At 62.4% G+C, this 23174-nt stretch carries 30 protein-coding genes and 1 tRNA gene; 14 read left to right on the top strand and 17 right to left on the bottom strand.

The features are described 5' to 3' along the window. Positions 1 to 13: 13 nt before the first annotated feature. Positions 14 to 2182: an excinuclease ABC subunit UvrB gene (gene uvrB, locus IE053_RS10610; RefSeq protein WP_308430435.1), complete on the bottom strand. Its 2169-nt coding sequence runs from the start codon at positions 2180 to 2182 to the stop codon at positions 14 to 16. Positions 2183 to 2318: 136 nt separating this feature from the next. On the opposite strand from uvrB, the gene IE053_RS10605 reads away from it, so the two are divergent. Together IE053_RS10605 and IE053_RS10600 are read left to right on the top strand one after the other, a co-directional pair. After that, complete coding sequence (locus IE053_RS10605; protein ID WP_189575777.1) at positions 2319 to 2480, top strand: DUF1328 domain-containing protein; 162 nt, start codon at positions 2319 to 2321, stop codon at positions 2478 to 2480. Between the two features lie 91 nt (positions 2481 to 2571). Next, complete coding sequence (locus IE053_RS10600; RefSeq protein WP_189575775.1) at positions 2572 to 3096, top strand: Dps family protein; 525 nt, start codon at positions 2572 to 2574, stop codon at positions 3094 to 3096. 179 nt (positions 3097 to 3275) lie between these two features. Here the strand turns inward: IE053_RS10600 and IE053_RS10595 are convergent, their stop codons facing one another. Next, positions 3276 to 3536 (bottom strand): anti-sigma factor family protein, encoded by a 261-nt coding sequence (locus IE053_RS10595; protein ID WP_189575773.1) that lies wholly within the window; start codon positions 3534 to 3536, stop codon positions 3276 to 3278. A gap of 8 nt (positions 3537 to 3544) precedes the next feature. Further along, the gene (locus IE053_RS10590; protein WP_189575771.1) at positions 3545 to 4075 is read right to left on the bottom strand and encodes an RNA polymerase sigma factor; all 531 of its coding nucleotides are present in this window, start codon (positions 4073 to 4075) and stop codon (positions 3545 to 3547) included. A 214-nt stretch (positions 4076 to 4289) separates the two neighbouring features. Here IE053_RS10590 and IE053_RS10585 point away from each other — a divergent pair, with 214 nt between their 5' ends. Beyond that, positions 4290 to 4517 (top strand): hypothetical protein, encoded by a 228-nt coding sequence (locus IE053_RS10585; protein ID WP_189577040.1) that lies wholly within the window; start codon positions 4290 to 4292, stop codon positions 4515 to 4517. 32 nt (positions 4518 to 4549) lie between these two features. Here the strand turns inward: IE053_RS10585 and IE053_RS10580 are convergent, their stop codons facing one another. The 8 genes from IE053_RS10580 to IE053_RS10545 form a co-directional block, all read right to left on the bottom strand. Next, positions 4550 to 5506 (bottom strand): sensor histidine kinase, encoded by a 957-nt coding sequence (locus IE053_RS10580; RefSeq protein ID WP_189575769.1) that lies wholly within the window; start codon positions 5504 to 5506, stop codon positions 4550 to 4552. A 17-nt stretch (positions 5507 to 5523) separates the two neighbouring features. After that, positions 5524 to 5730, bottom strand: a complete 207-nt coding sequence (locus tag IE053_RS10575; RefSeq protein WP_189575767.1) for a hypothetical protein — start codon at positions 5728 to 5730, stop codon at positions 5524 to 5526. A gap of 61 nt (positions 5731 to 5791) precedes the next feature. Continuing rightward, on the bottom strand, positions 5792 to 6553 hold the full coding sequence (locus IE053_RS10570; protein ID WP_189575765.1) for a response regulator: 762 nt from the start codon (positions 6551 to 6553) through the stop codon (positions 5792 to 5794). A gap of 87 nt (positions 6554 to 6640) precedes the next feature. Next, the gene (locus IE053_RS10565) at positions 6641 to 7096 is read right to left on the bottom strand and encodes a hypothetical protein (protein ID WP_189575763.1); all 456 of its coding nucleotides are present in this window, start codon (positions 7094 to 7096) and stop codon (positions 6641 to 6643) included. A gap of 13 nt (positions 7097 to 7109) precedes the next feature. Then, positions 7110 to 7865, bottom strand: a complete 756-nt coding sequence (locus IE053_RS10560; RefSeq protein ID WP_189575761.1) for a Crp/Fnr family transcriptional regulator — start codon at positions 7863 to 7865, stop codon at positions 7110 to 7112. A 128-nt stretch (positions 7866 to 7993) separates the two neighbouring features. Next, a complete protein-coding gene (locus tag IE053_RS10555) occupies positions 7994 to 9283 on the bottom strand; it encodes a sensor histidine kinase (protein WP_189575759.1) in 1290 nt (429 codons plus the stop codon). Next, entirely contained in the window at positions 9280 to 10002 is a 723-nt protein-coding gene (locus tag IE053_RS10550) for a response regulator (protein WP_189575757.1), read from the bottom strand. Before IE053_RS10550 ends, IE053_RS10555 begins: the two co-directional genes overlap by 4 nt. 3 nt (positions 10003 to 10005) lie before the next feature. Next, positions 10006 to 10416 carry an EF-hand domain-containing protein gene (locus IE053_RS10545; protein WP_189575755.1) on the bottom strand — a complete coding sequence of 137 codons (411 nt, stop codon included), beginning with the start codon at positions 10414 to 10416 and terminating at the stop codon, positions 10006 to 10008. 172 nt (positions 10417 to 10588) lie between these two features. Between IE053_RS10545 and IE053_RS10540 the strand changes: the two genes are divergently transcribed. After that, positions 10589 to 10665, top strand: a tRNA-Met gene (locus tag IE053_RS10540). 175 nt (positions 10666 to 10840) lie between these two features. Further along, the gene (gene trhA / locus IE053_RS10535) at positions 10841 to 11536 is read left to right on the top strand and encodes a PAQR family membrane homeostasis protein TrhA (protein WP_189575753.1); all 696 of its coding nucleotides are present in this window, start codon (positions 10841 to 10843) and stop codon (positions 11534 to 11536) included. Between the two features lie 2 nt (positions 11537 to 11538). Here the strand turns inward: trhA and IE053_RS10530 are convergent, their stop codons facing one another. The 5 genes from IE053_RS10530 to hslV all read right to left on the bottom strand — a co-directional run bounded on the left by IE053_RS10530 (position 11539) and on the right by hslV (position 16750). Beyond that, complete coding sequence (locus IE053_RS10530; RefSeq protein WP_189575744.1) at positions 11539 to 13020, bottom strand: hypothetical protein; 1482 nt, start codon at positions 13018 to 13020, stop codon at positions 11539 to 11541. A 365-nt stretch (positions 13021 to 13385) separates the two neighbouring features. Further along, positions 13386 to 14354, bottom strand: a complete 969-nt coding sequence (locus tag IE053_RS10525) for a retroviral-like aspartic protease family protein (RefSeq protein ID WP_189575742.1) — start codon at positions 14352 to 14354, stop codon at positions 13386 to 13388. A 167-nt stretch (positions 14355 to 14521) separates the two neighbouring features. Then, the gene (gene hslU, locus IE053_RS10520) at positions 14522 to 15832 is read right to left on the bottom strand and encodes an ATP-dependent protease ATPase subunit HslU (protein WP_189575740.1); all 1311 of its coding nucleotides are present in this window, start codon (positions 15830 to 15832) and stop codon (positions 14522 to 14524) included. 22 nt (positions 15833 to 15854) lie between these two features. Beyond that, complete coding sequence (locus IE053_RS10515) at positions 15855 to 16217, bottom strand: ribosomal maturation YjgA family protein (RefSeq protein WP_189575738.1); 363 nt, start codon at positions 16215 to 16217, stop codon at positions 15855 to 15857. After that, positions 16214 to 16750: an ATP-dependent protease subunit HslV gene (gene hslV, locus IE053_RS10510; protein ID WP_189575737.1), complete on the bottom strand. Its 537-nt coding sequence runs from the start codon at positions 16748 to 16750 to the stop codon at positions 16214 to 16216. The genes IE053_RS10515 and hslV overlap by 4 nt, the downstream gene beginning before the upstream one ends. A 205-nt stretch (positions 16751 to 16955) precedes the next feature. On the opposite strand from hslV, the gene IE053_RS10505 reads away from it, so the two are divergent. Beyond that, positions 16956 to 17330: a DUF2141 domain-containing protein gene (locus IE053_RS10505; protein ID WP_189575735.1), complete on the top strand. Its 375-nt coding sequence runs from the start codon at positions 16956 to 16958 to the stop codon at positions 17328 to 17330. Between the two features lie 79 nt (positions 17331 to 17409). Here IE053_RS10505 and IE053_RS10500 read toward each other — a convergent pair whose 3' ends face one another. Next, complete coding sequence (locus IE053_RS10500; protein ID WP_189575733.1) at positions 17410 to 17751, bottom strand: DUF952 domain-containing protein; 342 nt, start codon at positions 17749 to 17751, stop codon at positions 17410 to 17412. Positions 17752 to 17839: 88 nt separating this feature from the next. Here IE053_RS10500 and IE053_RS10495 point away from each other — a divergent pair, with 88 nt between their 5' ends. From IE053_RS10495 to IE053_RS10460, 8 genes are all read left to right on the top strand, one after another. After that, complete coding sequence (locus IE053_RS10495) at positions 17840 to 18787, top strand: SDR family NAD(P)-dependent oxidoreductase (RefSeq protein ID WP_189575731.1); 948 nt, start codon at positions 17840 to 17842, stop codon at positions 18785 to 18787. Positions 18788 to 18925: 138 nt separating this feature from the next. Continuing rightward, complete coding sequence (locus IE053_RS10490; RefSeq protein ID WP_189575729.1) at positions 18926 to 19573, top strand: YceI family protein; 648 nt, start codon at positions 18926 to 18928, stop codon at positions 19571 to 19573. A gap of 62 nt (positions 19574 to 19635) precedes the next feature. Then, entirely contained in the window at positions 19636 to 20241 is a 606-nt protein-coding gene (hisB, locus tag IE053_RS10485) for an imidazoleglycerol-phosphate dehydratase HisB (RefSeq protein ID WP_189575727.1), read from the top strand. Between the two features lie 107 nt (positions 20242 to 20348). After that, positions 20349 to 20588, top strand: coding sequence for a hypothetical protein (locus IE053_RS10480; RefSeq protein ID WP_189575725.1), 240 nt, complete (start codon positions 20349 to 20351; stop codon positions 20586 to 20588). 94 nt (positions 20589 to 20682) lie between these two features. Further along, complete coding sequence (gene hisH, locus IE053_RS10475) at positions 20683 to 21306, top strand: imidazole glycerol phosphate synthase subunit HisH (RefSeq protein ID WP_189575723.1); 624 nt, start codon at positions 20683 to 20685, stop codon at positions 21304 to 21306. Further along, positions 21303 to 22037 (top strand): 1-(5-phosphoribosyl)-5-[(5-phosphoribosylamino)methylideneamino]imidazole-4-carboxamide isomerase, encoded by a 735-nt coding sequence (gene hisA, locus IE053_RS10470; RefSeq protein ID WP_189575720.1) that lies wholly within the window; start codon positions 21303 to 21305, stop codon positions 22035 to 22037. Before hisH ends, hisA begins: the two co-directional genes overlap by 4 nt. Next, positions 22034 to 22801: an imidazole glycerol phosphate synthase subunit HisF gene (gene hisF, locus IE053_RS10465; protein WP_189575718.1), complete on the top strand. Its 768-nt coding sequence runs from the start codon at positions 22034 to 22036 to the stop codon at positions 22799 to 22801. The genes hisA and hisF overlap by 4 nt, the downstream gene beginning before the upstream one ends. Beyond that, positions 22795 to 23127 carry a phosphoribosyl-ATP diphosphatase gene (locus IE053_RS10460; RefSeq protein WP_189575716.1) on the top strand — a complete coding sequence of 111 codons (333 nt, stop codon included), beginning with the start codon at positions 22795 to 22797 and terminating at the stop codon, positions 23125 to 23127. The genes hisF and IE053_RS10460 overlap by 7 nt, the downstream gene beginning before the upstream one ends. The last annotated feature ends 47 nt before the right edge of the window (positions 23128 to 23174 follow it).

Raw genomic sequence — 23174 nt, 5'->3', positions numbered from 1 at the left:
ACATTCCGTCAGGTCACGACGCCGCCAGTTCGAGCTCCTGCAGCTTCTTGATCTCGTCGCGGAGTTCTGCGGCCTTTTCGAAGTCGAGATCCGCTGCGGCCTCGCGCATCTGCTTCTCGAGGGCCTTGATGTGGGCCTGCATGTTGGCCCCCGGAGCATATGCTGCACGCTCCTCTGCCATGGCGCCCATGCCACTGGTCAACTTCTGCGACGTGAAGGTCGTACCGGCGGCGGCCTTGGCGCCCTCGTCATCGCTATCGACGATCTCGGCAATCTTCGCCTTCACGGTCTGCGGGGTGATGCCGTGCCTCTCATTATGGGCGAGTTGCTTCTCACGGCGGCGGGTCGTCTCGGCCAGCGCACGTTCCATCGAACCGGTCATGCGATCCGCATAGAGAATGACACGCCCTTCGACGTTGCGCGCAGCGCGACCGATCGTCTGCACCAGTGATGTTTCCGAGCGCAAGAAACCTTCCTTGTCGGCATCGAGAATGCCGACAAACTGGCACTCGGGAATATCGAGGCCCTCGCGCAGAAGGTTGATGCCGATGAGGACATCGAAAACGCCGAGGCGGAGATCGCGGATGATCTCGATACGTTCCACCGTATCGACGTCCGAGTGCATGTAGCGCACTTTCACGCCCTGGTCGTGCATGTACTCGGTCAGCTTCTCCGCCATCTTTTTCGTCAGTGTGGTGACAAGAGAGCGGCCGCCATTCTTTGCGACCCGTTTCACCTCGTCGATGACATCGTCGACCTGGCTGAAGCCGTCCTTCGAAACCGGCCGGATTTCCACCGGGGGGTCCACAAGACCGGTCGGGCGGATGACCTGTTCAGTAAAGACGCCGCCAGTGCGTTCGAGCTCCCAAGGACCCGGCGTGGCCGAGACGTGGATCGTCTGTGGTCGCATGGCATCCCATTCTTCGAACTTCAGGGGCCTGTTGTCCATGCAGCTCGGTAGGCGGAAGCCATACTCAGCCAACGTCCGTTTACGGGCATAGTCGCCCTTGAACATCGCGCCAATCTGCGGGATCGTCACATGGCTTTCGTCTGCAAACAGAAGAGCGTTCTCCGGCAGGTACTCGAACAGCGTGGGCGGCGGCTCGCCCGGCTTGCGCCCGGTCAGGTAGCGCGAGTAATTCTCGATCCCCTGGCAGGAACCGGTCGCCTGCATCATTTCGAGGTCGAACTGGACCCGCTGCTCGAGGCGCTGGGCTTCAAGGAGCTTGCCTTCCTGGTGCAGGATCGGCAGCGTTCGCTCAAGCTCCGCCTTGATCTCCTTCATCGCGCGGGACAGCGTCGGTCGCGGCGTGACGTAGTGGCTGTTCGCGTACAGACGGACCTTCTTGAGGTTCTGGATCTTCTTGCCTGTCAACGGATCGAACTCGACGATCTCCTCGATCTCATCGCCGAAAAGCGTGATGCGCCAGGCAGCGTCTTCATAGTGGGCCGGGAAGATCTCGATCGTATCGCCCCGTGCACGGAAGGTCCCGCGCTGGAAGGCGGCGTCGTTCCGCTTGTACTGCAAGGCCACGAGGTCAGCGAGCAGTGTCTTGCGATCAACAGTCTCCCCTTCCTCGAGGTCAAAGACCATGGCCGTGTAGGTTTCCACAGAGCCGATACCATAGATGCACGAGACCGAAGCGATGATGATGACATCGTCCCGTTCCAGCAGCGACCGCGTCGCGGAGTGGCGCATCCGGTCGATCTGTTCGTTAATCGTCGATTCCTTTTCGATATAAGTATCCGTACGCGGAACGTATGCCTCCGGCTGGTAGTAGTCGTAATAGCTGACGAAGTATTCGACGGCGTTGTTCGGGAAGAACGCCTTGAACTCGCCATAGAGCTGGGCGGCAAGCGTCTTGTTGTGCGCGAGGATCAGGGCGGGCCTCTGGGTCGCCTCTATGATCTTGGCCATGGTGAAGGTCTTGCCCGAGCCGGTCACACCGAGCAGCACCTGGTCGCGCTCATGCAGCTTGACTCCGTCCACCAGCTCTTCGATCGCGGTGGGCTGGTCGCCCGCGGGCTCGTAGTCCGAGACGACCTCGAATTTCCTTCCGCCCTCCATTTTCGAGGGGCGGGACGGCCTGTGCGGCGTCCATTCAGCCGGTTTGAGGCGGCCGTGATAAGTGGCGATGGCTTCCGAGAAGCCCTGGTTCTCCGGGAGGATCTGGTCCGTCATCCGGCCCATTTAGGACCGATCACCTTCTCGCGACAGGGACCAAGAGCTGCACCTTACGAGAAACGAAGAGTTTCGCCCGGTGTTTGGTCACCATGGCCGGAATGGATCCGGCGCAGCCCTTTCTAGGAGGTTTCTCATGCTCGGATGGGCCCTGACCTTTCTTATCATCGCTCTCGTCGCCGCTGCCCTTGGATTCGGCGGTATTGCCGGCGCTGCATCGCAGATCGCCATTGTCCTTTTCTGGGTATTCCTCGCCCTGTTCGCCATCTCGCTGATCATGCGGGTCGTCAAGCGCTGACATCTCTCGATTTTGACGCAGGTGAGAGGCGGAACTTTCCTCGAAGTTCCGCCTTTCCCTTTCACAGGTTCCCAAAAAACGAGGAGGCCCCATGACCGCAGCCCATAAAATTGACCAGCCTGAACACGTCGTCGAAAGCGGCCTTGAGCGCGATGACCGCAAAGAGCTCTGCGAGATGCTCGGTCAGGCGTTGGCGAGCACTTATGTGCTGTATCACAAGACGCACGCCTACCACTGGAATGTCACCGGTCCGCTCTTCTATTCGGTCCATAACCTGACCGAGGAGCAATATCAGGATATGGCGACAGCCATCGATGCCCTGGCTGAGCGCATCCGGTCGCTTGGCTTCGCTGCACCCGTTGGTCTCGCTGGTTATGTCGAACAGAGCACGATCAAGGATGTCACGGGCACGCCAGACGCCGGCACGATGCTCAAGGAACTCGCACTGGACAACCAGCACATCGCCCGTTCGATGCGCCCGATTGTCGAGAAGGCGGAAGAAATCGGCGACACCTTCACCGCTGATTTCATCACCGATCGGATCGGCACCCATGAAGAGTTCGGCTGGATGCTCTCGGCACTCGCCATGGGCGATGATCGCGCGCCGACGCCGTAAGCGCAGCGCCATAGACAACAAGAAAGCGGCACCTTGCCCCGGTGCCGCTTTTTTGTTCGCTTTGCCCGGAACAAGCCAGCAAGCCTTCGCCGGCGCGGCGCAAACCCGGGAGTCGTCATCACGAGAGAGGCGATAAAAAAACGGCGCCGCGGCGCCGTCCAGATCGAGGGGAGTGGTGCTCACGCAGGAGCGGCGATCGATTTCGGCCGCCGCTTGGCGAGAAGCCGATCGATTTCGGCCTTGAGCTCTTCGTCCTTGTAGATCTCGTCCTTGACCGCTCGCAGGTCGAAATTGTTGCGCAAGTAGCGTGCTGCGCGTTCAAGTGGCAGGTCCCTCTCGGCGAGGAACCTCTCCACTGCAATTCGGCGCTCTCCGGACAACTCGCCATCAATATAGGCGTGGACGTCCTGTTCGGTGATCAGGTGGACCTTGTTAGCCATACCTCCATTTACACGGAGGAGGCCATCGAGGTTCCCTCTGTTTCCGAAGTTTCGAGAAGTTCGCGAAGGCGCGAACGGGCGCGGCTCAGGCGAGAGCGGACCGTGCCGACAGGGGCCTCGAGAAGTTCAGCGGCTTCTTCGTATTTGAGCCCCTCGATCGCCACCAGGGAAAGAACGACTTTGTCGTTGTGGGGCAGTCGCCCGAAGCATTCGACGACATCCTGGTAGTGCATCTTATCCTCCTGGAAGGCACTGATCGAGAGTTTCGATTGAGGAGCGTCATCCATGTCCACCGGAATGCCGCGGACCTTGTCCCGACGGATCTGGTTGAGGAAAACGCGGCGGCAGACGGTGAACATCCACGAACGCAGGTTCTGTCCGTCGAAAAGATGTTGCTTCCGCAGGCAGCGCTCCACGCAGTCCTGGACCAGGTCTGCAGCGCGGTCATCATTGCGGGTGAGCGTGTAGGCGAACCGATACAGAGCCGGGAGACACGCGTTCAGCTCGCTCGTCGTAATGGTCTGTTCAGTGGTGTTCATAAGTAACTCCGTTGCCTCAAGTATGAGGAAATGGTTACCGGCCGCTACTCCCCCAGTCAAAAGTTATCGCGTGATGAAACTTAACACCTTCACCATCACCCAACTGTTATTCCACTTCATCCCATCACTGCTCATGCATATGAACACTGTTATGCACTCCATGGTGCTGATGAGGACTAATTGTATTCTGATGCTTCGGACAGAGATGCACAACATGAGTGACATACTCATGTCACTCATGCCGGATGGCAGGGCTGCCGGAACGACGGAAGCCCGGCCGACGTTCCCGGTAAGCTGCTACAGAAGGAAAACCAGCATGACTTTCTTTGGACGCCTGCTCGCCGCCTGCCTGCTGGTAGCCGGCCTTTCGGCCTGCGAGACCATCAAAGGCGCTGGCCAGGACATCGAGAACATCGGTGAAGAGATCGACGAAGAGATCTGAACAAGAGGTAGGGGGCGACAACCCGCCGCCCCCTAATTCTCCAGGCCGGTGATCACGACGGTGAGCCGGTCGCCGTTCTGCTCCCACCGCGCGCCGCCATTGAGGTAGTTGCGAGCAAACAGCTTGATGATGGTCAGTCCGAAGCCGTCGGAGAATTTCTGGTCGGGCAAATGCCCGCCGTCTTCGGTCCACGTAACTTCGAACTCGCGGCCTTTCTTCTTCCAGGAGAGACCAACCGAGCCATCAGCGCCTGACAGCGCGCCGTATCGAACCGCGTTGGTCGCAAGCTCATGCAGGATGAGACCCAGCGCCGAAGCCTGTCCGCCGGAAAGCAGCATCGGCTCGTCACAAATCGTTAGCCTGTGCCCCTCGGCCCGGAAACGGGCGAGGACGCCTGCGGCAAGATTCTGCATCTCGATCGTCTGACGCAGGAGGTGCGGGTTCGCTGGATCGATCCCGGTGTTGGAATAGGCGATGTTGAGCGCCTGGATCCTGCCAAGGGTCGAGGCAGCGAACTCATCCACGTCTTTGGCAAAACGGGAGGACAGCGTGATCAGCGCCGTTACGACCGACATGATGTTCCGCACTCGGTGGTTCAGCTCGAGAACGGCAGTGTCCGCACGGTGGTCAGCGGCTTGGATCGCAGCTGTTGTAGGGCGTAGCTCAGGTGAGATATCGCTGCAGATTCCGCGGATACGCCGCTCACCGTCTCGCTTGTAGGTCTGGGCCCGAACAAGAACCGAGCGAGTGGTGCCGTCATTGCCGACGATCGGAACAACTGCGTTGAGACGGGTCGCGCCCGACCCGAGGCGCCGCACCATAGGCGCAACGGCAAGACGCGCGTCGCGCGAAAGGCGATGCCACAGGCCACGGACAGAGACGGGCTCGGACTGATGCAGTGCATTGAGGGCGAAAGGGTCTTCAACCTTGGCCGACCAGGCGAGGGGTAGGTCGAAACTCGCTATGTCGAAGTCGGAAGCGGTTGCCATCACGCGACCTCGACCATTCAGCTTGAGCTTCGCAGGGCCTTGAGCTTCTGCTGAGCTTCGTCAGGACGCTCCGCCGTGAGCGTCAGGCCGAGCGCGATGAGCTCGCGGACTGCCGATGAACGGTTCTCAGCGCGGTTGTCAAAACGCCAATCGTCAATGTTCTGCAACTCGCTATCGGTTACGAGGATCTGCAGCTTCGAGAGACGCTTTTCTTGCGACGGCATGCGAGAGGTTCCCCTCCTGGGACCAGTTCGATTCGGAAAAGTTCCGTGGTTGGTTGTGATCTCAGGCCCTGCGAGCGTCAAGGCAATGCACGACGGCTGCCCTCACGTTCTCGGGGGTATAGGGTTTGGAGATGACGAAATCGGGTTCGATTTCATCGCCCTGCAGGACGCGGTCTGGAAAGCCAGTGATGAACACCACGGGACAGTCTTGGGACTCGTTGATTTCAACGACAGCATCGATGCCGGTGTTCCGCCCGTCGAGGTTGTAGTCCGCGAGGATGATGTCCGGCTTGCTCCGCGTCGCGACCTTCACCGCCTCCTCCGCGGAAGAAGCCTCTCCGGCAACTTCAACGCCCAGACGCTCGAGAATTCCGCGGATGTCCGCCGCGATCAGCGGCTCGTCTTCCACGACGATGGCACGGGCCTGTTTGTCAATCCTCAGGTCTTCCCGAGCAAGCTTGAGGACCGTCGCCGGGTTCTCGCTGACGCCGACCACTTCGGCGGCCTGCTGCGGCGTCAGCCCCATGACGTCGACAAGCAGCAACAAAAGGCGGGCATCATCGGGCGGCGCCGGCAATGCGTCGATCAGCGCGGCATCGGAAAACAGGACCGGACGGGACGGACGCTCCTGCAAGGCCATGCGCCAGGAGTGCAAGAAGGCGGACATCACATCAACAACGGAAGAAGAAGAACTCGCCGGGTCGATCGAAACGCGCGCCATGGTCATGCGCATGAGTTCGTCACCAATCAGCCGGTCAGCGAACACCGCCCGGGAGAACTGGCGAACAACGCCCAATGGCGGACGGGTCATGATGTTCAACACGCTGGCAACGCCTCTACGACTCGATACTGCGAACGGACCAAATAGAGCTGAGTTCCAGAATGCCGAAGCTTTTTTCAAATCGGAATGTCAAGCGTCCGCCCTTTCCGTCAGCCTCGAGGTAAAGAGGAAGTCTCTTGTTGCGAGCAAAAGGACCCGCACATCCTCTTCATCCAGACCCATGATCTCCGCAGCATCCGCGATCTCGAACTCCTCGATCACCACCAGCGCAAAGGCTACGCGCTGATGGTAAGGAAGAAACGAAAACCGCGCTACGATCGAACGGGGCGGCAGGCCCATGTAGCTCACCGCATCATCTTGCACGGCGTCGAGATGGGACAGCAACTGCCGGAAAGCTTCTCGGAGGATCAGCTCCTCGCCCCCGGAAGCCAGGGGTGTCACTGCTTCCAGCGCATCATAGGCATGACTGCTTGACGGCGCGATGCAGAGAGCGAAGCGGCTCAAACGCGCAAAGATACTGTCCGAGCCCGGATGCGGAGTTTGCTGCATCGTCCCGACATAGGAGAGATGTCCCTGTACGACCAAGGAAAAAGTACGTTCAATCTGAAAGACCTTCAGCTCGGAGCCGTACATTTTCAGGATTGAGATGCAGGTAGAGGGTGCTGAAGTTCGCCAGTTCCTCAAGCGCGGCGCGGTCCTTGAAGGTCACCCGCGACCGGCTGCGCGACAGGAGGTTCGACTTCTCAAGAAAGCTGAAAACGCGGCTGACGTGGACGTAGGACAGGCCGAGCGCGTCGGCGACGTGCATCTGGCCGATCGGCATGTCGAAGCTGTCGCCTGAAGCCTTGCCGATGATGGCGAGGCGGGCATGGAGTTCGAGAAGCAGGTGCGCCACCCGCTCCCGCGCGCTGCGCCTTCCGTTGCGGACGATCTGCTCACGCAGGATCGCTTCTTCCTGCACCGTCGACCACCAGATCCCCGGCGCCAAGGGACTGCCTTCCTTGAAGAGCTTCAGCACCGCGTCGCGGGACACCGCCGCGACCCCCAGCTCGGTGAGAGCGGTGACCGTATGGTCCGCTTTTTGGCCGACGAAGACCTGCAGGTCGAAGAAATCCCCTGGCAACATGAAGTTGACGACCTGTCGACGCCCGTCGCCGAGGTCGATCGATCGCGATGCCCAACCCTCGCTGACGACGAACGCGCTCTCGGGCTTGGCGCCGCGCTCGATCACGGTCTCACCGGGTTCATAAGTGCGTTGCTCGGCGCACACCATCTCCAGCACCTCGGCAAGATCCGGCGAGAGGTCACTGTAGTGGGACAGGCGCTTGAAGAGCGCATCGGTGCGCAGCGGCATCGTGGATCGACTCCAGTTCGTACCGGGAGGGAACACCCGGGATTGCAAATAGGTCGCAGCGCACGGCTGGCGCGCCTTGGCGAGTGGACTTGTCAAAGCAATTTCATCTGATTTGGCAAGAGCTTCGCTCAAACTGCCTTATGATAAGGAAGAAGCAGCACTGCTTCCAAACCGCCCGATAAACCATTTGTGAGAAGGAGCTCCCCGGCATGAGCACGCGCCACGGCACCGGCGATGGCAAGGCCGAGCCCCGTTCCCCTCTCTGCAGAATTTCGCGCGGGGTCGCCGCGCTCGAACGGTCTCTGCAGCCTTTCGAGATCGGCTGCCGCGATACCCTCGCCTTTGTCGCGAATGACAAAGGCGACCATTCCGCCGGGCCTTTTCTCCACGGACAGCTCGGCCTCTCCGCCGTAGCGAAGAGCGTTGTCGAGGAGGTTGCGCAACGCGCGGAGCAAGGACTGCGGCGACGCACGAAGCTGCAATGCCTCGACAGGCCCTCTTGAAACAGGTTGTCCCCGGTAGTCCTCGAGCAGCCGGGCCACGAGAGCCTCGGTACGGACCTCTTCCAACTGGTCGGCGGAGACGCCTTTCGAGAAGGTGAGGATATCGTCGAGGGCCTCGGCGAGTGCTTCGATGCTTGCCGTCATCTCCTCGCGCAGCGTCTCGTCCGCGACGGATTCCACGCGGATGCGCAAGGAGGCGAGCGGTGTGCGCAAGTCATGGCCAAGCGCCCCGAGCATGGCCGCCCGCTCATCCAGCGCTGCCAAGACCCGTTGCTCGAGCTTTGCGATCGCCGATGTCAGGGCACGGATATCCGGCGGACCGCCCTCGGGGAGCGCTGCACCGTCCTTGCCCGTGAGAATGCTGTCTGCGGCGCCCGTGAGCTGGCGCAGGGGCGTGGCCACCGCCCTGCCGACCCAAATCGCGGGAATGATGAGGATCACGCTGAGGATCAGTGTCTGGACAATGATGGGGCCCCACGGGACGTCGCCGCCGGGCGGGAGTGGCCTGCGGTAGGACAGCCACGACCCGGATGAGAGCTCGATCGCACCAATCATCACCTGCCGCTCCCCGCGCTCGACCAGACGGACCGCATGGCCCCTGCCCTGAAACCCCGCTTCCTCCATCGCCTGCCGCAGGGTTTCCTCGGCACGGGGCAGGACCTCACCCGCCGGAGGCGGTCCTTCCTCGAGCCTCACCCCGGGGCGGCGTGCCAGGTTAGGCCCGAGCCGCGGAGCTGCTTCGATGAAGCGGGCACCCTGCACCAGCCGTTCGGCCATGACGGCCTCGGCCCGCTGCATACGGAGGGTTTTCTCGGCAGTCGCCAGAAGGCCGGCATTGACCAGCTGGCCGATAAGCAGCAGCCCCACTGTCAGTATCGTCAGGCGCGTGGCGAGACCGACGCCGCTGAAACTCATCGCGTCCTGACCTTGGCCGCAAGGCTGTACCCGCCGCCCCTGATGGTCTTGATGAGCGCGGGGTTCGCGCTATCGCGCTCGACTTTCTTCCGTAGGCGGCTTACCTGGTTGTCGACCGACCGGTCGAAGACATCGGCGCGCCTGTTCTGGGTCAGCTCAAGAAGATCATCACGGCTCACGACCCTGCCTGCGCGCTCGGCCAGCACCTGCAGCAGGCGGAACTCGCCGCCAGTCAAAGGGATCTCCTCGCCTTCGCGGCCGATGAGCCGCTGGGTCGTCAGCTCCATCGTGAGGTCATCGAAGAGCATCGCTTCAGGCATGCTCTCTGGTGCCTGACGGGCTCCGCGACGGAGCACGGCCTTGATCCGTGCCGTGAGCTCGCGCGGGCTGAAAGGTTTGGTAACGTAATCGTCCGCACCCAGCTCAAGGCCAATGATCCTGTCTGTTTCTTCTGTCCGTGCCGTGAGCATGATGACCGGCAGGTCCTGGGAAGCGGTCAGGAACCGAGCGAGGCTCAGGCCGTCCTCGCCCGGCATCATTACATCCAGAAGTGCCACATCGTAGCGCTTCGAGGCGGCGAGCTTCCGCGCTTCGGAAGCGTCCGCCGCCTCGTCCACCGTGAAGCATTCGCGGCGCAGGAACGAAGCGAGCGGTTCACGGATCGATGGCTCGTCGTCAACGAGGAGGATCTTCACCGCCGATGACGAGACATCCTGCATCGCTTATCCCCTGCGGTCCTTGAAGCGCTTGCGCATTCCTTCACGGGCCTCGGCGCGTTCCTCCTCGGTCAGGATTCCGTCGCCGTTTTTATCGGCCCGATCAAAGCGGGCTTCGGCCTCGGCCTCGAGTTCCTCGAGACTGACGAAACCGTCGCCGTTCTCGTCCTGACGTTCGAACATCCGCTCGGCCATGCGGGCACGGCGCTCTTCGCCGGCCGATGCGACCTCGTCCAGCGAGAGATAGCCATCACCATTGGCGTCGAAACCGGCGAAACGCTCCGCAGCTCGCTCCAGCATGTCTTCCTTGGTGACGTCGCCTTCCATCACGGGCTCGCCGCGCGGAGCAGCGGTCGCGGCAGCGGAGAGAGCAGCAGCAAGGGCCGCGGCGGGGATCAGGGCCATTCTGAGAGTCATGTCGTCTTCCTTCCATTTTCGCGGAACCGAAGCTCCGCCGACAAGACCCATCTTGGATGCCCATGTCACCGGCGCGTCCCGAGAACGGGGGGAAGTGTCGCAAAATGTATCGCGGAAGCTGGTAACGAGGCGATTGACGAGACCGAACTCTCGCGCCATATGCGAGCGCTCTGGCGGAGTAGCTCAGTTGGTTAGAGCAGCGGAATCATAATCCGCGTGTCGGGGGTTCAAGTCCCTCCTCCGCTACCAAAATTCCCCTTTGTCTCGCCTGGGCCATGCTCTCTACCCATGGAGATCGTGGCCGCGAGGCCTATCTCCGCCGCGCGCCATTTTCCTCCCTCATCGGCACATCCTGCAACGCGGTGTGTTGGAGTCTTCATATACAAGGGGTCGCACGCGGCCCGGCTTTTGCTATGGTTTCACTATGGTTTCGACATTCGCCAATGCAGCAGAACGGGCCCACACCGCGGTGGAGGAAATCTGGCATGCCGCCACCCACGGGATCGGCATCGTGCTTGCGGTCATCGCGCTGGTCTTTCTCGTTCTGAAAGCGACCATGCTGGGTGGCGCCAAGGAGATCACCGCCGTCTCGATCTATGGCGGTTCGGCGGTCCTGCTCTACCTCGCTTCGACGGTGTATCACGCAGCCTTCAAGTCGACTTTCCAGCCCTTCCTCGAAGTGGTCGATCACGCCGCGATCTATCTGAAGATCGCGGGCAGCTACACGCCTTTCGCCCTGATCAGCCTGCCGACCGTGTCCGGGACCGCGATCCTGATCACGGTCTGGGCAATGGCCGCGATTGGCATCGTCTTGAAGTTCGTGACGCACTTCATCAGCGACATCCGCAAATATGACTGGATCAGCCTCGCCGGTTATGTCGGCATGGGCTGGGTGGCGATCTTCGTGATCTGGCCGCTGTTCAAGAACCTGCCCCTCGCTGGCTTCCTCTGGCTGGTCGCCGGGGGCGTCTGCTTCACGATCGGGGCTGGGTTCTTCGCTTGGAAATCGCGCCGCTACACCCACGCGATCTTCCACGTCTTCGTGCTGGCGGGCAGCGTCTGCCACTTCGTGGCAATCTACGGCTACGTGCTCGGAAAGCCGCTGTCGTTCTCTGCCTGATTTTAGATCAGGCCCGCCAGCGACAACCCGACGAAGGCGCCAAGAAACACGAGAATGACTGCGGCGCCCTGCAACAAGATGCGCGCCTTGGGCGAATGCGTCGGCCGTGGTCGCAGCGAAGCATCAACCATCGGCGTCACCGACGGGAAGGCAGCGAGCCGCTGCGCACCGGGAAGCTTGCGAACGGCGCGGACGACCGAACGGAGTTTGGACTGCTCGCCTGCCGGCACGTCGATGGCGAGCACGAGCGGCATGCCGTCGCGGCGGTCGAGGGAAACCATTCGGTAGCTCAATCCAGCCTCGGCCAACTTGGCCAGGACCGGCGAATGATCCTTCGCATCCCGCCCGACGGTCGGGATGGAATAGAGAAGGCGCGCATAGGGATAGGGTCCCGAGGCGGGCTCGAGGCCCTCGGCGCGGCCCGCCAGGCCCGGCGTCCTGCGCAGCGGTCCCTGTTCAACCGAATCGTGGCGAACCCGCGGCTTGCGGAAGAACCTCTCGACAGACGCGATGTCATCGGACATCGGCTCACCGCGGGAACGCTCGTCTTTCGGACGCGCGGCGGTTGCGATGAAAGACGTGCGGACCCTGTCGGCTCCGGCCATCTCCGCCTCGAGCACCTTGTAGTCGCTGTCGAAACTGTAGCCGCCATCGCCGAGCGCCTTGTCGAATGACAAGAGCACGCCAATCAGCGGCTTGTTGTGGTTCGCGGCCTTCACCTTCGAGGTGCGCTGCTGGCCATTGGGGCCATAGCTGGTCGAAACCTCGCGGTTCGGATCAAGAAGCCGTGCCGCCTGGGCGAGGCCCTCGCGATAGACGTCATGGCCATCGGGGATGACCTGGACATCGACACCCTTGGCGCGGAGACCCTCGATCGCGGCCGCGCAGTGGCGGATGGCATCGTTGGACGCATACACTGTGCCGACGCGACCGCGATACTTGCGCTGCTTCTCGGCGTTCCATTGGAATGCCTTGGTGCCCGACGCATCGAAACTGTCAGTGAAGCCGGCCTGGTCGATTTCGTGGATGAGATCGGTCGGCACCGCGAGAACGTAATTGCTCTCGGCAACATACTCGCCCAGCACCTGCTGCGGAAAATCCATCAGCGCGCAGAGCGTGTCCGTGTTGAAGCCTTCATGCTCGTCGTAAAGTGGCAGGACGCCGACCTGCGCCTGGCCGGAAACCACCGCCGCAGCGGTCGATTCGGCTGACGCGCGGGGGCTTGTCCACGTCTTGAAGGCCTGGGCAGTGGCCGTGGCGGCAGCAGCCGGCGCTGCGGCCGCGTTGCCGAAGCTGCGCCGCATGCCTGAGCCCATGAGGCTCATCGAAAGATCTGCAGAGCTTATCGGGCGCCCGGAGAGGTCCTGGGACGCCGTGCCTGCCTTGGCCGCGACGCTGTTCTGCCTCTGACGCGCAGGGTTCCGGAAGAGATCGGCAGCGATCTGTTCGGCGACCCAGGCCCCAAGGCCATGACGTTCATCCATGAACGCGACGAACTGATTAGCCACGACGCTGCCCTCCAACCTGAGTGGACAAGTTAACGCGTGAGAAAGGTTTGCGCCAGCCCGCCATCACCGAGGGCTGTTCATTTCCGCAATGGTGCGGCTTTCGACCGTCAGTGAGCGGTGCGGCATACCCCCATGGGGGATATCTGTCGGAGATTATGAGTGAATTTCGACAGCGCCGCGATTCATGCATTGAACGCAACAGAGCTTTGCGTTAACTTCTGTCATTAGAAGAGGGGAAAGCCGCCTGGCGACAATCCCCTCCCGGAAGTCGGAAGACGCCGGCTTCGACGAGAGGGGACCGGCGGTTCGTGGGGGGAGCGGACCGCCGTTTTTTCATTCCATCAGGTTTTTGGCCGACCGACGATGATGACCGGATCAAGCTTGTTTTCGTCTGGAATGGGGCGGAGGAAGAGCCGGCTTCCCTTGAGGTCGATTGCGAAGGCATGGGCTGCCCAGAAGTCCGCGCCAAGGATCACAAGCGGTTCGACATCGCCGTCCTCCGGAATGAAGGCGGGCAGGTCCGCGATGGTCATGGACGCTCCCTGCCAGTCCTGCCCTCCGATCCGCAGGCGGTCAAAGCGGGCCTCTAGCCGAGGCTCAAAGCTCCCGATCGCGCCTTCGACTTCCCAGCGGCGCTGGAGCCGGCGCCGGGCCAGACGCAGGATCGGGTTGGCCCGGACCGCATCCCAGTTCGCGAAGCTGTTCGATGCCCCGGTGTCGACCACCGCGGGCACCGGTCGCCCGCCCATTCTCATGGTCACGGTCGCAAGACGCTTGCTCCGACCCTCCGGAATGCGGCGCTCGAGCCGCAGTTCTTCCCAGTTGGCGAAGGCCTCCGGCATGAAGACGTCATTCGGGATGAAGGTGAGAAGCCCGGTTTCCGGCCGCCAGACCATCGCATATGCGTCGAGAAGATCGAGTCCGACCAGACCTGCAAGCCCCGGCGTGGCACCTGACTGCTCGAGGAGGACTGCCGGGACGTTGAACCGCCTGGATTGCCCGAGGGTGATTTCACCGATCCTGACGACCGGACGCTCCTGCGCTTCGGCAATTCCCCAGACGAAAGCGCGTCCGTCGATCCGGGGCTCCTCGGCAAGAGCGGCAACCGCCCGCGGATAGAGCGCGGTCGCCGTGCTGCCGGTGTCGACGATGAATGGCAGCTCGGGCGAGCCGTCGATGCTGACGGGCACGGTGAAGGCAAGGTCGCCCTGGCCGGAGAGCAGCGAGAAAGCGCCCTCGACGCTGACGGCCGTGTCGACATCGGGACGACTGGCACAGGCCGAAGCGAGAACCGCCAGAAGCTGAACCACTGGCGCCCACTTCCTGCCGGCTTTCCGCCCTCCTCCCATCCATGACCTCACCAACACCGCGATGGTGAGAAGGCAATCGCAGGGGCGATGCCCTCAACGCGGAAGATGACTTTTCTCGCCTGAAGGCAGTTTGGAAAGCTGCACGAGCAGTGCCGGATGCGCGAGCGCTAGAGGATGAATTTCGAAAGGTCCTGCGAACCGGCGAGTCCTTCGAGGGCGTTTTCGACATAGGCGCGGTCGATCGTGACCTCCTCGCCGCTCCGGTCGGCAGCGGTGAAGCTGACTTCCTCCAGCACCCGCTCAAGGATCGTCGAGAGCCTGCGGGCACCGATGTTCTCGACACTCTCGTTCACACGAGCGGCCATGTCGGCAAGGGCGTCGATCCCGTCTTCGGAGAATCTGAGCGTCACGCCCTCAGCCCCGATGAGCGCCTCGTACTGCCTGAGGAGGCTGGCTTCTGTATCCGTCAGGATCGCCCGGAAATCGTCGCGGGTCAGGGAACGTAGCTCGACGCGGATCGGCAGGCGGCCCTGGAGCTCTGGCAGGAGATCCGATGGCTTGGCGAGGTGGAAGGCGCCCGAGGCAATGAAGAGGATATGATCCGTCTTCACAGCGCCGTACTTCGTCGGCACCACCGAGCCTTCGATGAGAGGGAGCAGATCGCGCTGGACGCCCTCGCGACTGACATCGCCTGATCCGCGTTCGGAGGATTTTGCCACCTTGTCGATTTCGTCGAGGAAAACGATGCCGTCGTTCTCGACCGCTTCGAGGGCCTCCTGCTGGATCTTTTCATCGTCGAGGAGCTTGTCGCTCTCCTCCTCGATCAGCGGCTTGTAGGCGTCCTTGACGAACATCTTCCGCTTTTTCCTCTGCTGGCCAAAGGCGCCCTTCATCATGTCCGAGAGGTTGATCATGCCGACCGAGCCACCAGGCAGGCCGGGGATGTCCATGCTCGGAAATCCGCCGCGACCATTGTCGACGACCTCGATCTCGACTTCGGTTTCGTCGAGAAGGCCGTCGCGGAGCTTGCGGCGGAAGCTTTCCTTCGTCGCCTCGCCTGCGTGCTCACCGACCAGTGCCTCGATCACACGAGCCTCCGCTGCGTCCTGCGCGCGGGTGCGGACTTCCTCTCTTCTCCGCTCACGGACGAGCTGGAGCGCCACTTCCACGAGGTCGCGCACAATCGAGTCGACGTCGCGGCCGACATAACCCACTTCGGTGAACTTGGTCGCCTCGACCTTCACGAAAGGCGCACCGACCAGCTTTGCGAGGCGGCGCGAAATCTCGGTCTTGCCCACCCCGGTCGGCCCGATCATCAGGATGTTCTTCGGCGTCACCTCATTTTTGAGGGAGCCCGTGAGCTGTCGCCGACGCCAGCGGTTCCTGAGCGCCACGGCGACGGCGCGTTTGGCGTCTTTCTGGCCGATGATGAAGCGGTCGAGTTCGGAAACGATCTCGCGGGGAGTAAGGTCAGACATGTTTGTTCCGTACCAGTCCTGTTCAGCGCGCGGATGACAATGCGCGGTCGAGAATGAACGCCAACCCGACGCCCAGCGTGTAGGCCACCAGGTCGAGGGGATCATAAGTGTTGCCGAGCGCAAGACGCGCCCCACGTCCCTCGCCAAGGCCAAGTTGGCCGGCGAGGTCGATGACCTGGCCAAACTCTATCCCGAAGGCGACGATCAGTGTCAGGACGGCTGCCAGGGCCTTCGGCATCATGGTGACAAGCCGGATGAGGGCGTAGAGCCAAATGACAACGAGAAGGTCGCCGCCATGGGTGCGGACGAGACCCTCACCGAAGACAGCGATGGCCGCGAGGATGACCGAAAGGATGCCGACGACGAGAAGATAGAGGAGCCTCACGACGCGATTACCTCGACCGTGTGTTTGTCATTCGTATAGACGTCGATCTTACCCGCAAGAGCGAGCCCCTTCCGGACGATCTCTTCGGCAGACAGGTCCGTGTTCTGAAGGAGCGCAAGCGCGCCTGCGAGGGCGAAATTGCCCCCGGACCCGATGGCGATGCAATCACCCTCCTCCATGTTCTCCGGCTCGATGACGTCGCCGAGGCCCGAGAGCATCAAGGTCGTCTCCTCATTGGCGACGATGAGCAGCGCTTCCAGTCGGCGCAGTGCCCGGTCGGTGCGCCAATCCTTGGCAAGCTCGACACAGGCGCGGGTGAGCTGCGTCGGATACTGCTCGAGCTTTGCTTCGAGGCGTTCGAGAAGGGCGAAGGCGTCCGCCGTTCCGCCCGCGAAGCCCGCGATGACCCTGCCGCCTGCGATCCGGCGCACCTTGCGCGCATCGCCCTTGGAAATGGTCTTGTCCATCGACACCTGGCCGTCGCCCCCGACTGCCACCTGCCCGCCGCGCCTCACCGCTAGGATCGTCGTCATGGCTCGGGCTCCTTCCCGTTAACGCTTTGAACTGGCCCTCAATTGGGATGGCCGATGCGATTCGCCAGCCCTTCGGGACAAAACGGCCCCTAGCGCCCCTGCAGAAAAAATGCAGCCCGCTCGGTTTGTTTTTCAAACATGTCTCTTGAACCTCCGATTGGTTTGTTTTACAAACTACATTGCGACAACGAGAGGAGACCCCACCATGATCGCTTCCATCCTGTTCCTGATGGCCCCGCTGACCGTCATCGTCGAAGATGTTCAGAGCACCGAAGGCCAGATTTACGTGTCCGTGCAGACCGAAGCGGATTTCGGACAGCAACGCGGCACCGCAGGCACCATCGTCGATCCGGAGACTGGCAATATGCAGTTCGACTTCGACGTGCCCGTCGGCACTTATGGCGTCTCGATCTGGCATGACGACAACGCCAACGGCCAGTTCGATTTCCAGGAAAACGGCTGGCCGCTTGATGCCTATGGCGTCTCGAACAACGGTCAGTATACGTTCGAGGACGCCGCCGTCGAGGTCGGCGAGAACGGTGCGATCGTCCGTATCGACATGACCTACCCCCGCCAATAGCCGCCGGTCCCGGCACCTTCTCGGGGAGGTGCCGACGGTCGACTGCCTCGGCTTCAAAGGCCCTCGCGATCGTCGCAGATCAGCCAAAGCGGGCGGGGAAGACATGCTCCCCGTCTGCCCCAAGCTCGAGCGGCTCGGCCCAGACGACCTCGTCCCGCCTCAGCTTGCGGTAGAGATGCGGGAACAGGGCCCCGCCGCGCGAGGGCTCCCATTTAAGGTCCTCACCGAAATCGTCAGCCTCCAGAGCGACGAGCATCAGGTCATCGTAGCCGGCAAAGTATTTGGCCACGGTCTCGCGGGTCTGCTCGGCGGCGGAGATATGGATGTAGCCGTCCTGAAGGTCGATCGGTGCTCCGGCAGTCTCGCCATCGCGCTCCAGAGCTTCCCACTCGGCCCTGCGGAAAATTTTATAGATCAGCATTGCCCCTCCTCTCTCTGACTGGCCGATGCGTCAAACATAACTGAACCGACAGTTTGGAGAGCGCCGCGACGCAGACTAGCCTTCACTTATGATCGAGCACCGCCAGAAGACCTTCGTCGTCACCGGGGCGAACACCGGCATTGGCTACGGAACCGCCAAGGCCCTCGCCAGGACCGGCGGCAAGGTCATCATCACCGCGCGCAGCAGCGATAAGGGCGAGGCGGCGCTAACCCGTCTCAAGGAAGAGACAGGCCACAAGAACTTCGCGTTGCAGCTACTTGATCTCGGCGACCTCGCCTCGATCCGGGCCGCTGCCGAAGCGCTCAAGCACGAGGACCGCATCGACGTCCTCGTCAACAATGCCGGGCTCGGCACGGCGAAGGGCGGCACCACGAAGGACGGTTTCGAGCTCATCATGGGCGTGAACCACATCGGCACCTTCGCCTTCACCGAAGCCCTGATGCCGAAGATCCGCGCGACCACGCGGGAGAGAGGCGAGGCCCGGATCATCAATCTCAGCTCCGCCGCCCACCAGTTCGCGCGCAAACTCGACCCCGAGAACCTTCTGCCGGAGAAGCGCGGGATCTCCCGTGATGCCTACTCCGAGAGCAAGATGTGCAACCTGCTCCATGCGCGGGAGATGGCGCGGCGCTACGGCATGGTCGGGATCCGCGCCCATGCGGTGCATCCGGGCTTCGTCAACTCGGACTTCGGCCGGAAGAACCACTTCCCCGGTGCTTGGCAGGCGCTGTTCCTGTTGACCAAGCCGATGCAGATCACGCCCGAAAAGGGCGCAAAGACGACGCTCGCAGCCGCCCTCTCCGATGATGGCGCCTGGAACAACGGGCTCTACTGGGAGAAGGAAAAGCCGGCCACCCCAACCCTGCCGAGTGATCCGGATCGTGTCGCCCGCGCCATGTGGGATGAGACCGAACGCCTCCTCGCCGAAAAGGGTTTTGTCATCGAACACGAGGAAGACGAGGACGAGGCGCGATTTGCGGGCCAGACCAGCTCGCTCTTCCCGAACGGGCTCTGACCAGGCTGCGACTTGAGGGCGCTGGGCAAGGCGCCGAAAAAGAGTACCCTTAGTGTTGTCATCTTCGCGTGCCAGAATGCGATGCAATCAAGGGCTCTCGTGGAGAACACAAGGCCTGAACCTCGGGAGGTCGCGCCTATGTTTCGACAGAACGTCGCTTTTACGGCATTCGTCCTCACGCTATGCGCATGCGCCAGCATGGCGCCTCAGAAGAACGCGGCCTTGGCCGTCGAAACCCTCGAGGCGCTGCCGCCACAGAGCTACGCACTCCAGCCCGATACCGCCCGTATGGGCTTCCAGGTGCGCTCGTTCACGCCGGGCGGGGTGAAGGGCGAGTTCGAGGCCTTCTCGGGCGACGTCACCATCATCGACGCCTCGGCACCGGAGGTGTCGGTTCGCGCTGTCGTCGACCTGGACACGATCGAGCTTGGCAGCGAGATGTATGAGAACATCGTCAAGTCGGAGGCGTGGTTCGACGTGGCCGCGCATCCGCAGGCGATCTTCGAGGGCGTTCTGACCGAGTGGCGCGAAGGCGGCATCGGCTCGGTGGACGGGCAGATCACCATCCGCGGCATCACCCAGCCTGCAGCATTCGATATCAGCCTGTCCTGCGATGGCGTCGCGGCCTGTCCCCAAGAGGCCGTGGGCTTCGGAGGCGAGATCGAAATCAGCCGCTCGTCCTTCGGCATGAAGGCTTTTCCTGGTGTCGTGGGCGACCGCGTGAGGCTGTCGATCTCGGGCGAGCTCAGCGCCGTGGCCGCGGAACGGCTGGCAGCGGCGCCCTGACACGCTGGACCTTGTTCATTTCCGTCTGCTAGCAGCGCTCTCTCCTGAAGGAGCGTGAGCAAGTGACCGGCACCCCGCGTACCGCTGAGCGGCACCGCAAGACCAAAGAGACCGACATTACGGTCCGGCTGAACCTCGATGGCGAGGGCAAGGCCGACGTCCAGACGGGCATCGGTTTTCTCGATCACATGCTGGAGGGCTTCGCCAAGCACGCGCTCGTCGACCTCCACGTCCGCTGCAAGGGTGACCTGCACATCGACGGTCACCACACGACGGAGGACGTTGGCATCGTCATGGGCCTCGCGGCCGCGGACGCGGTGGGCGACATGAAGGGAATCACCCGCTTCGGCCATGCCTACATCCCCATGGACGAGACGCTGACCCGCGCGGCCATGGACTTCGCCATGCGGCCCTACCTGGTCTGGAAGGTGGATTTCTCGCGCGACAAGATCGGCGACATGGACACCGAGCTCTTCAAGGAGTGGTTCCAGGCCTTCGCCACCAATGGCGGCATGTGCCTGCATGTCGAGAATCTCTATGGCGAGAACAACCACCATATTGCGGAGAGCTGCTTCAAGGCGTGCGCGAGGGCGTTCAAGATGGCCGTGAGCCTTGATCCGAGGCAGGCCGGTGCCGTGCCTTCGACCAAGGGATCGCTCGGCTCCTGAACTTCTGCCCAGAGCACAAACTTGCGCTTGCATGATGGTTAACGCGAGGTATGGTCCGCTTGCTGCCGAGGGGCAGTTAGGAAACGCCAAAAGGGATAACCTCCACCATGTTCGCATCGATCTTCGCGTCGCTTCTTGCGATGGCCACCGTTCAATCTGCTGACGATCTGGAAGCAGCCTGCCAAGCCTACCAGGCCGAGTATGGCGGCGAGTCGGACTGCAGCTGCCTCGCTGAGAAAGCCGCTGGCGACGAAGACCTGCTCGCCGCTTTCAACGAGATCCAGTCACCGGAAGACCTGGCTGACGCACCGTCGGAAGTGATGGAAGCGATCGAGGACTGCTCGTAAGCACTCTCCAGAGGCGATACGCCTCGGGAGGCGCGCCGCTTATCGGCGCGCCTTTTTTCTTGCGCCGCAGCGAGGGCGCGCTAACCGCTCGGCCATGCCTGTTGTCTGCCTCATCGACTATGGCGCCGGTAACCTCCATTCGGCGAAGCGCGGCCTCGAGCGCGCGGCACCCTCGCCCGACTGGCGGGTGGAAGTCAGCGCCGATCCCGAGACCCTACTTGCCGCTGACCGGCTTGTGCTGCCTGGCGTGGGCGCCTTTGCCAGCTGTGCTGCCGGACTGCGCGCACGCGACGGGGTCGAGCAAGCCATCCACGAAGCGGTCTCGAAACAGGCAAAGCCCTTTCTCGGCATCTGCGTGGGGATGCAGCTCCTCGCCGATCGCGGTCTTGAGCATCAGATCACGGAGGGCCTTGGCCTCATCGCCGGAACGGTGCGCGCCTTGGACGCCAAGGGCCTGCGCGTGCCGCACATGGGTTGGAACGATGTGCGGGCGCGCAAGGAGCATCCCGTCCTGCCTGCAGACAGCGACGCCTATTTCGTTCACTCCTACGTCTTTGAATGCGAAGACGAGGATGCCGTGATCGCCACCTGCGACTATGGCGAGACCTTCCCCGCCGCCGTGGCCAAGGACACGGTGATCGGCGCCCAGTTCCACCCGGAGAAAAGCGGCGCATACGGGCTATCCTTCCTCAAGAATTTCCTGGAGTGGCGACCATGACCGGATTCCAGCTCTGGCCAGCCATCGACCTCAAAGAGGGCAAGGCCGTGCGGTTGCTGCGCGGTGACATGAACACGGCCAAGACCTATGCGGACGATCCGGCACAGCAAGCCTGGACCTTCCGCGATGCCGGATTTGACCGCCTTCACATCGTCGATCTCGACGGCGCTTTCGCCGGCAAGCCTGCCAATGCGGAAGCGGTGGAGCGCATCCTGCGCGAAACCGATGCCACGGTGCAGCTCGGAGGCGGCATCCGCGACCTTCAGACGGCAGAGCGATGGCTCAAGCTCGGCGTGACCCGCGTCATCCTTGGCACCGCTGCCGTAAAGAACCCGGAGTTCGCCCGACAGGCTGCGGAGGAGTTCCCGAACCGGGTTGTGATCGGCCTTGATGCCAAGGACGGCTTTGTTGCCACCGAGGGCTGGGACGAGGCGAGCCAGGTCACGGCCGAAGAAGTCGCGAAGCGCTTCGAAGACGCACCTGTCGCAGCCATCGTCTACACCGACATCGCCCGCGACGGCGCACTCGAAGGACCCAATATCGAGGCCACACGGGCCCTCGCCCGCACCACGCCCATCCCCATCATCGCCTCGGGCGGTATTTCGTGTGCGGAGGACATCACGGCGCTATCCGAGTGCTACAATGACGGTGTCATCGGCACCATCATCGGCAAGGCCCTTTACGAGGGCCGCGTCACGCCCCTCGGCGCACGGGAGGCGGTCAAGGCATGACGCTGAAGACCCGCCTGATCCCCTGTCTCGACGTCAAGGACGGCCGCGTGGTGAAGGGAGTCAATTTCGTCGATTTGCGCGACGCAGGCGACCCCGTCGAAGCCGCCGCAGCCTACGCCGCCGCGGGTGCGGACGAGATCTGCTTCCTCGATATCACCGCGAGCCACGAGGATCGCGGCACCCTGCTCGAGACCGTCACCCGCACGGCAATGGAAGCCCTCTGCCCCCTGACGGTTGGCGGCGGCGTTCGGTCTGCGGATGATGTGCTGGCCCTTCTCAAGGCAGGCGCCGACAAGATTGCGATCAACTCCGCAGCGGTGCGTGACCCATCCGTGCTGACCGAGGGCGCCATGGCGGCGGGCAGCCAGGCCGTGGTCTGCGCCATCGACGCGAAGAATGTCGCCCCGGGCAAGTGGGAAATCTTCACCCATGGGGGGCGGAAGCCGACCGGCATCGACGCCGTCGAATTCGCGCGCGAGGCGGAGCGCAGGGGCGCGGGAGAAATCCTGCTGACTTCGATGGACCGGGACGGTGTGAAGACCGGCTATGACCTCGAACTCCTCCGTGCCGTGACGGACGCAGTCAACATTCCGGTCATCGCATCAGGCGGCGCAGGCGAACTTCAGCATCTCAGCGACGCCGTCACCGAAGGCGGCGCGTCTGCCGTTCTTGCCGCATCGATCTTTCACTTCGGGACGTACACGATCGAAGAGGCAAAAAGAGCCATGCAGGAGGACGGCATTCCCGTGCGTGTCACATGGTAGGCAAGATCGGTCCCGCCCTCGACGCCCTGACCAGGCGCATCACTGCGCGCAAGGGTGATGATCCGGAAAGCTCCTACACGGCGAAACTCCTGTCCGATGGCCGGGAGAAATGCGCCAAGAAGCTCGGCGAAGAAGGCGTCGAGGCAGCCCTCGCCGGGGCCAAGGGTGACAGGAAAGAGCTCGTCGCAGAGAGCGCCGATGTTTTCTATCACCTCGCCGTCCTGCTCGAAGCCAATGGCGCGAGCTTCGATGACGTCGCCGACGAGCTGGACCGTAGGGCAGGCGTGTCGGGCATCGCGGAAAAGGCTTCGCGCAAGCGCCGATAGGCTTTGCCGAAAAGGCTAGGCGCAGCCGGATCAGGCGTTAGGCTCTC

It is taken from the genome of Parvularcula lutaonensis (genome assembly GCF_014651915.1).
GTDB classification, from domain to species: domain Bacteria; phylum Pseudomonadota; class Alphaproteobacteria; order Caulobacterales; family Parvularculaceae; genus Parvularcula; species Parvularcula lutaonensis.
Note: the sequence above shows the minus strand (reverse complement) of the source record. Positions and strands in the feature narration are given on the sequence as shown.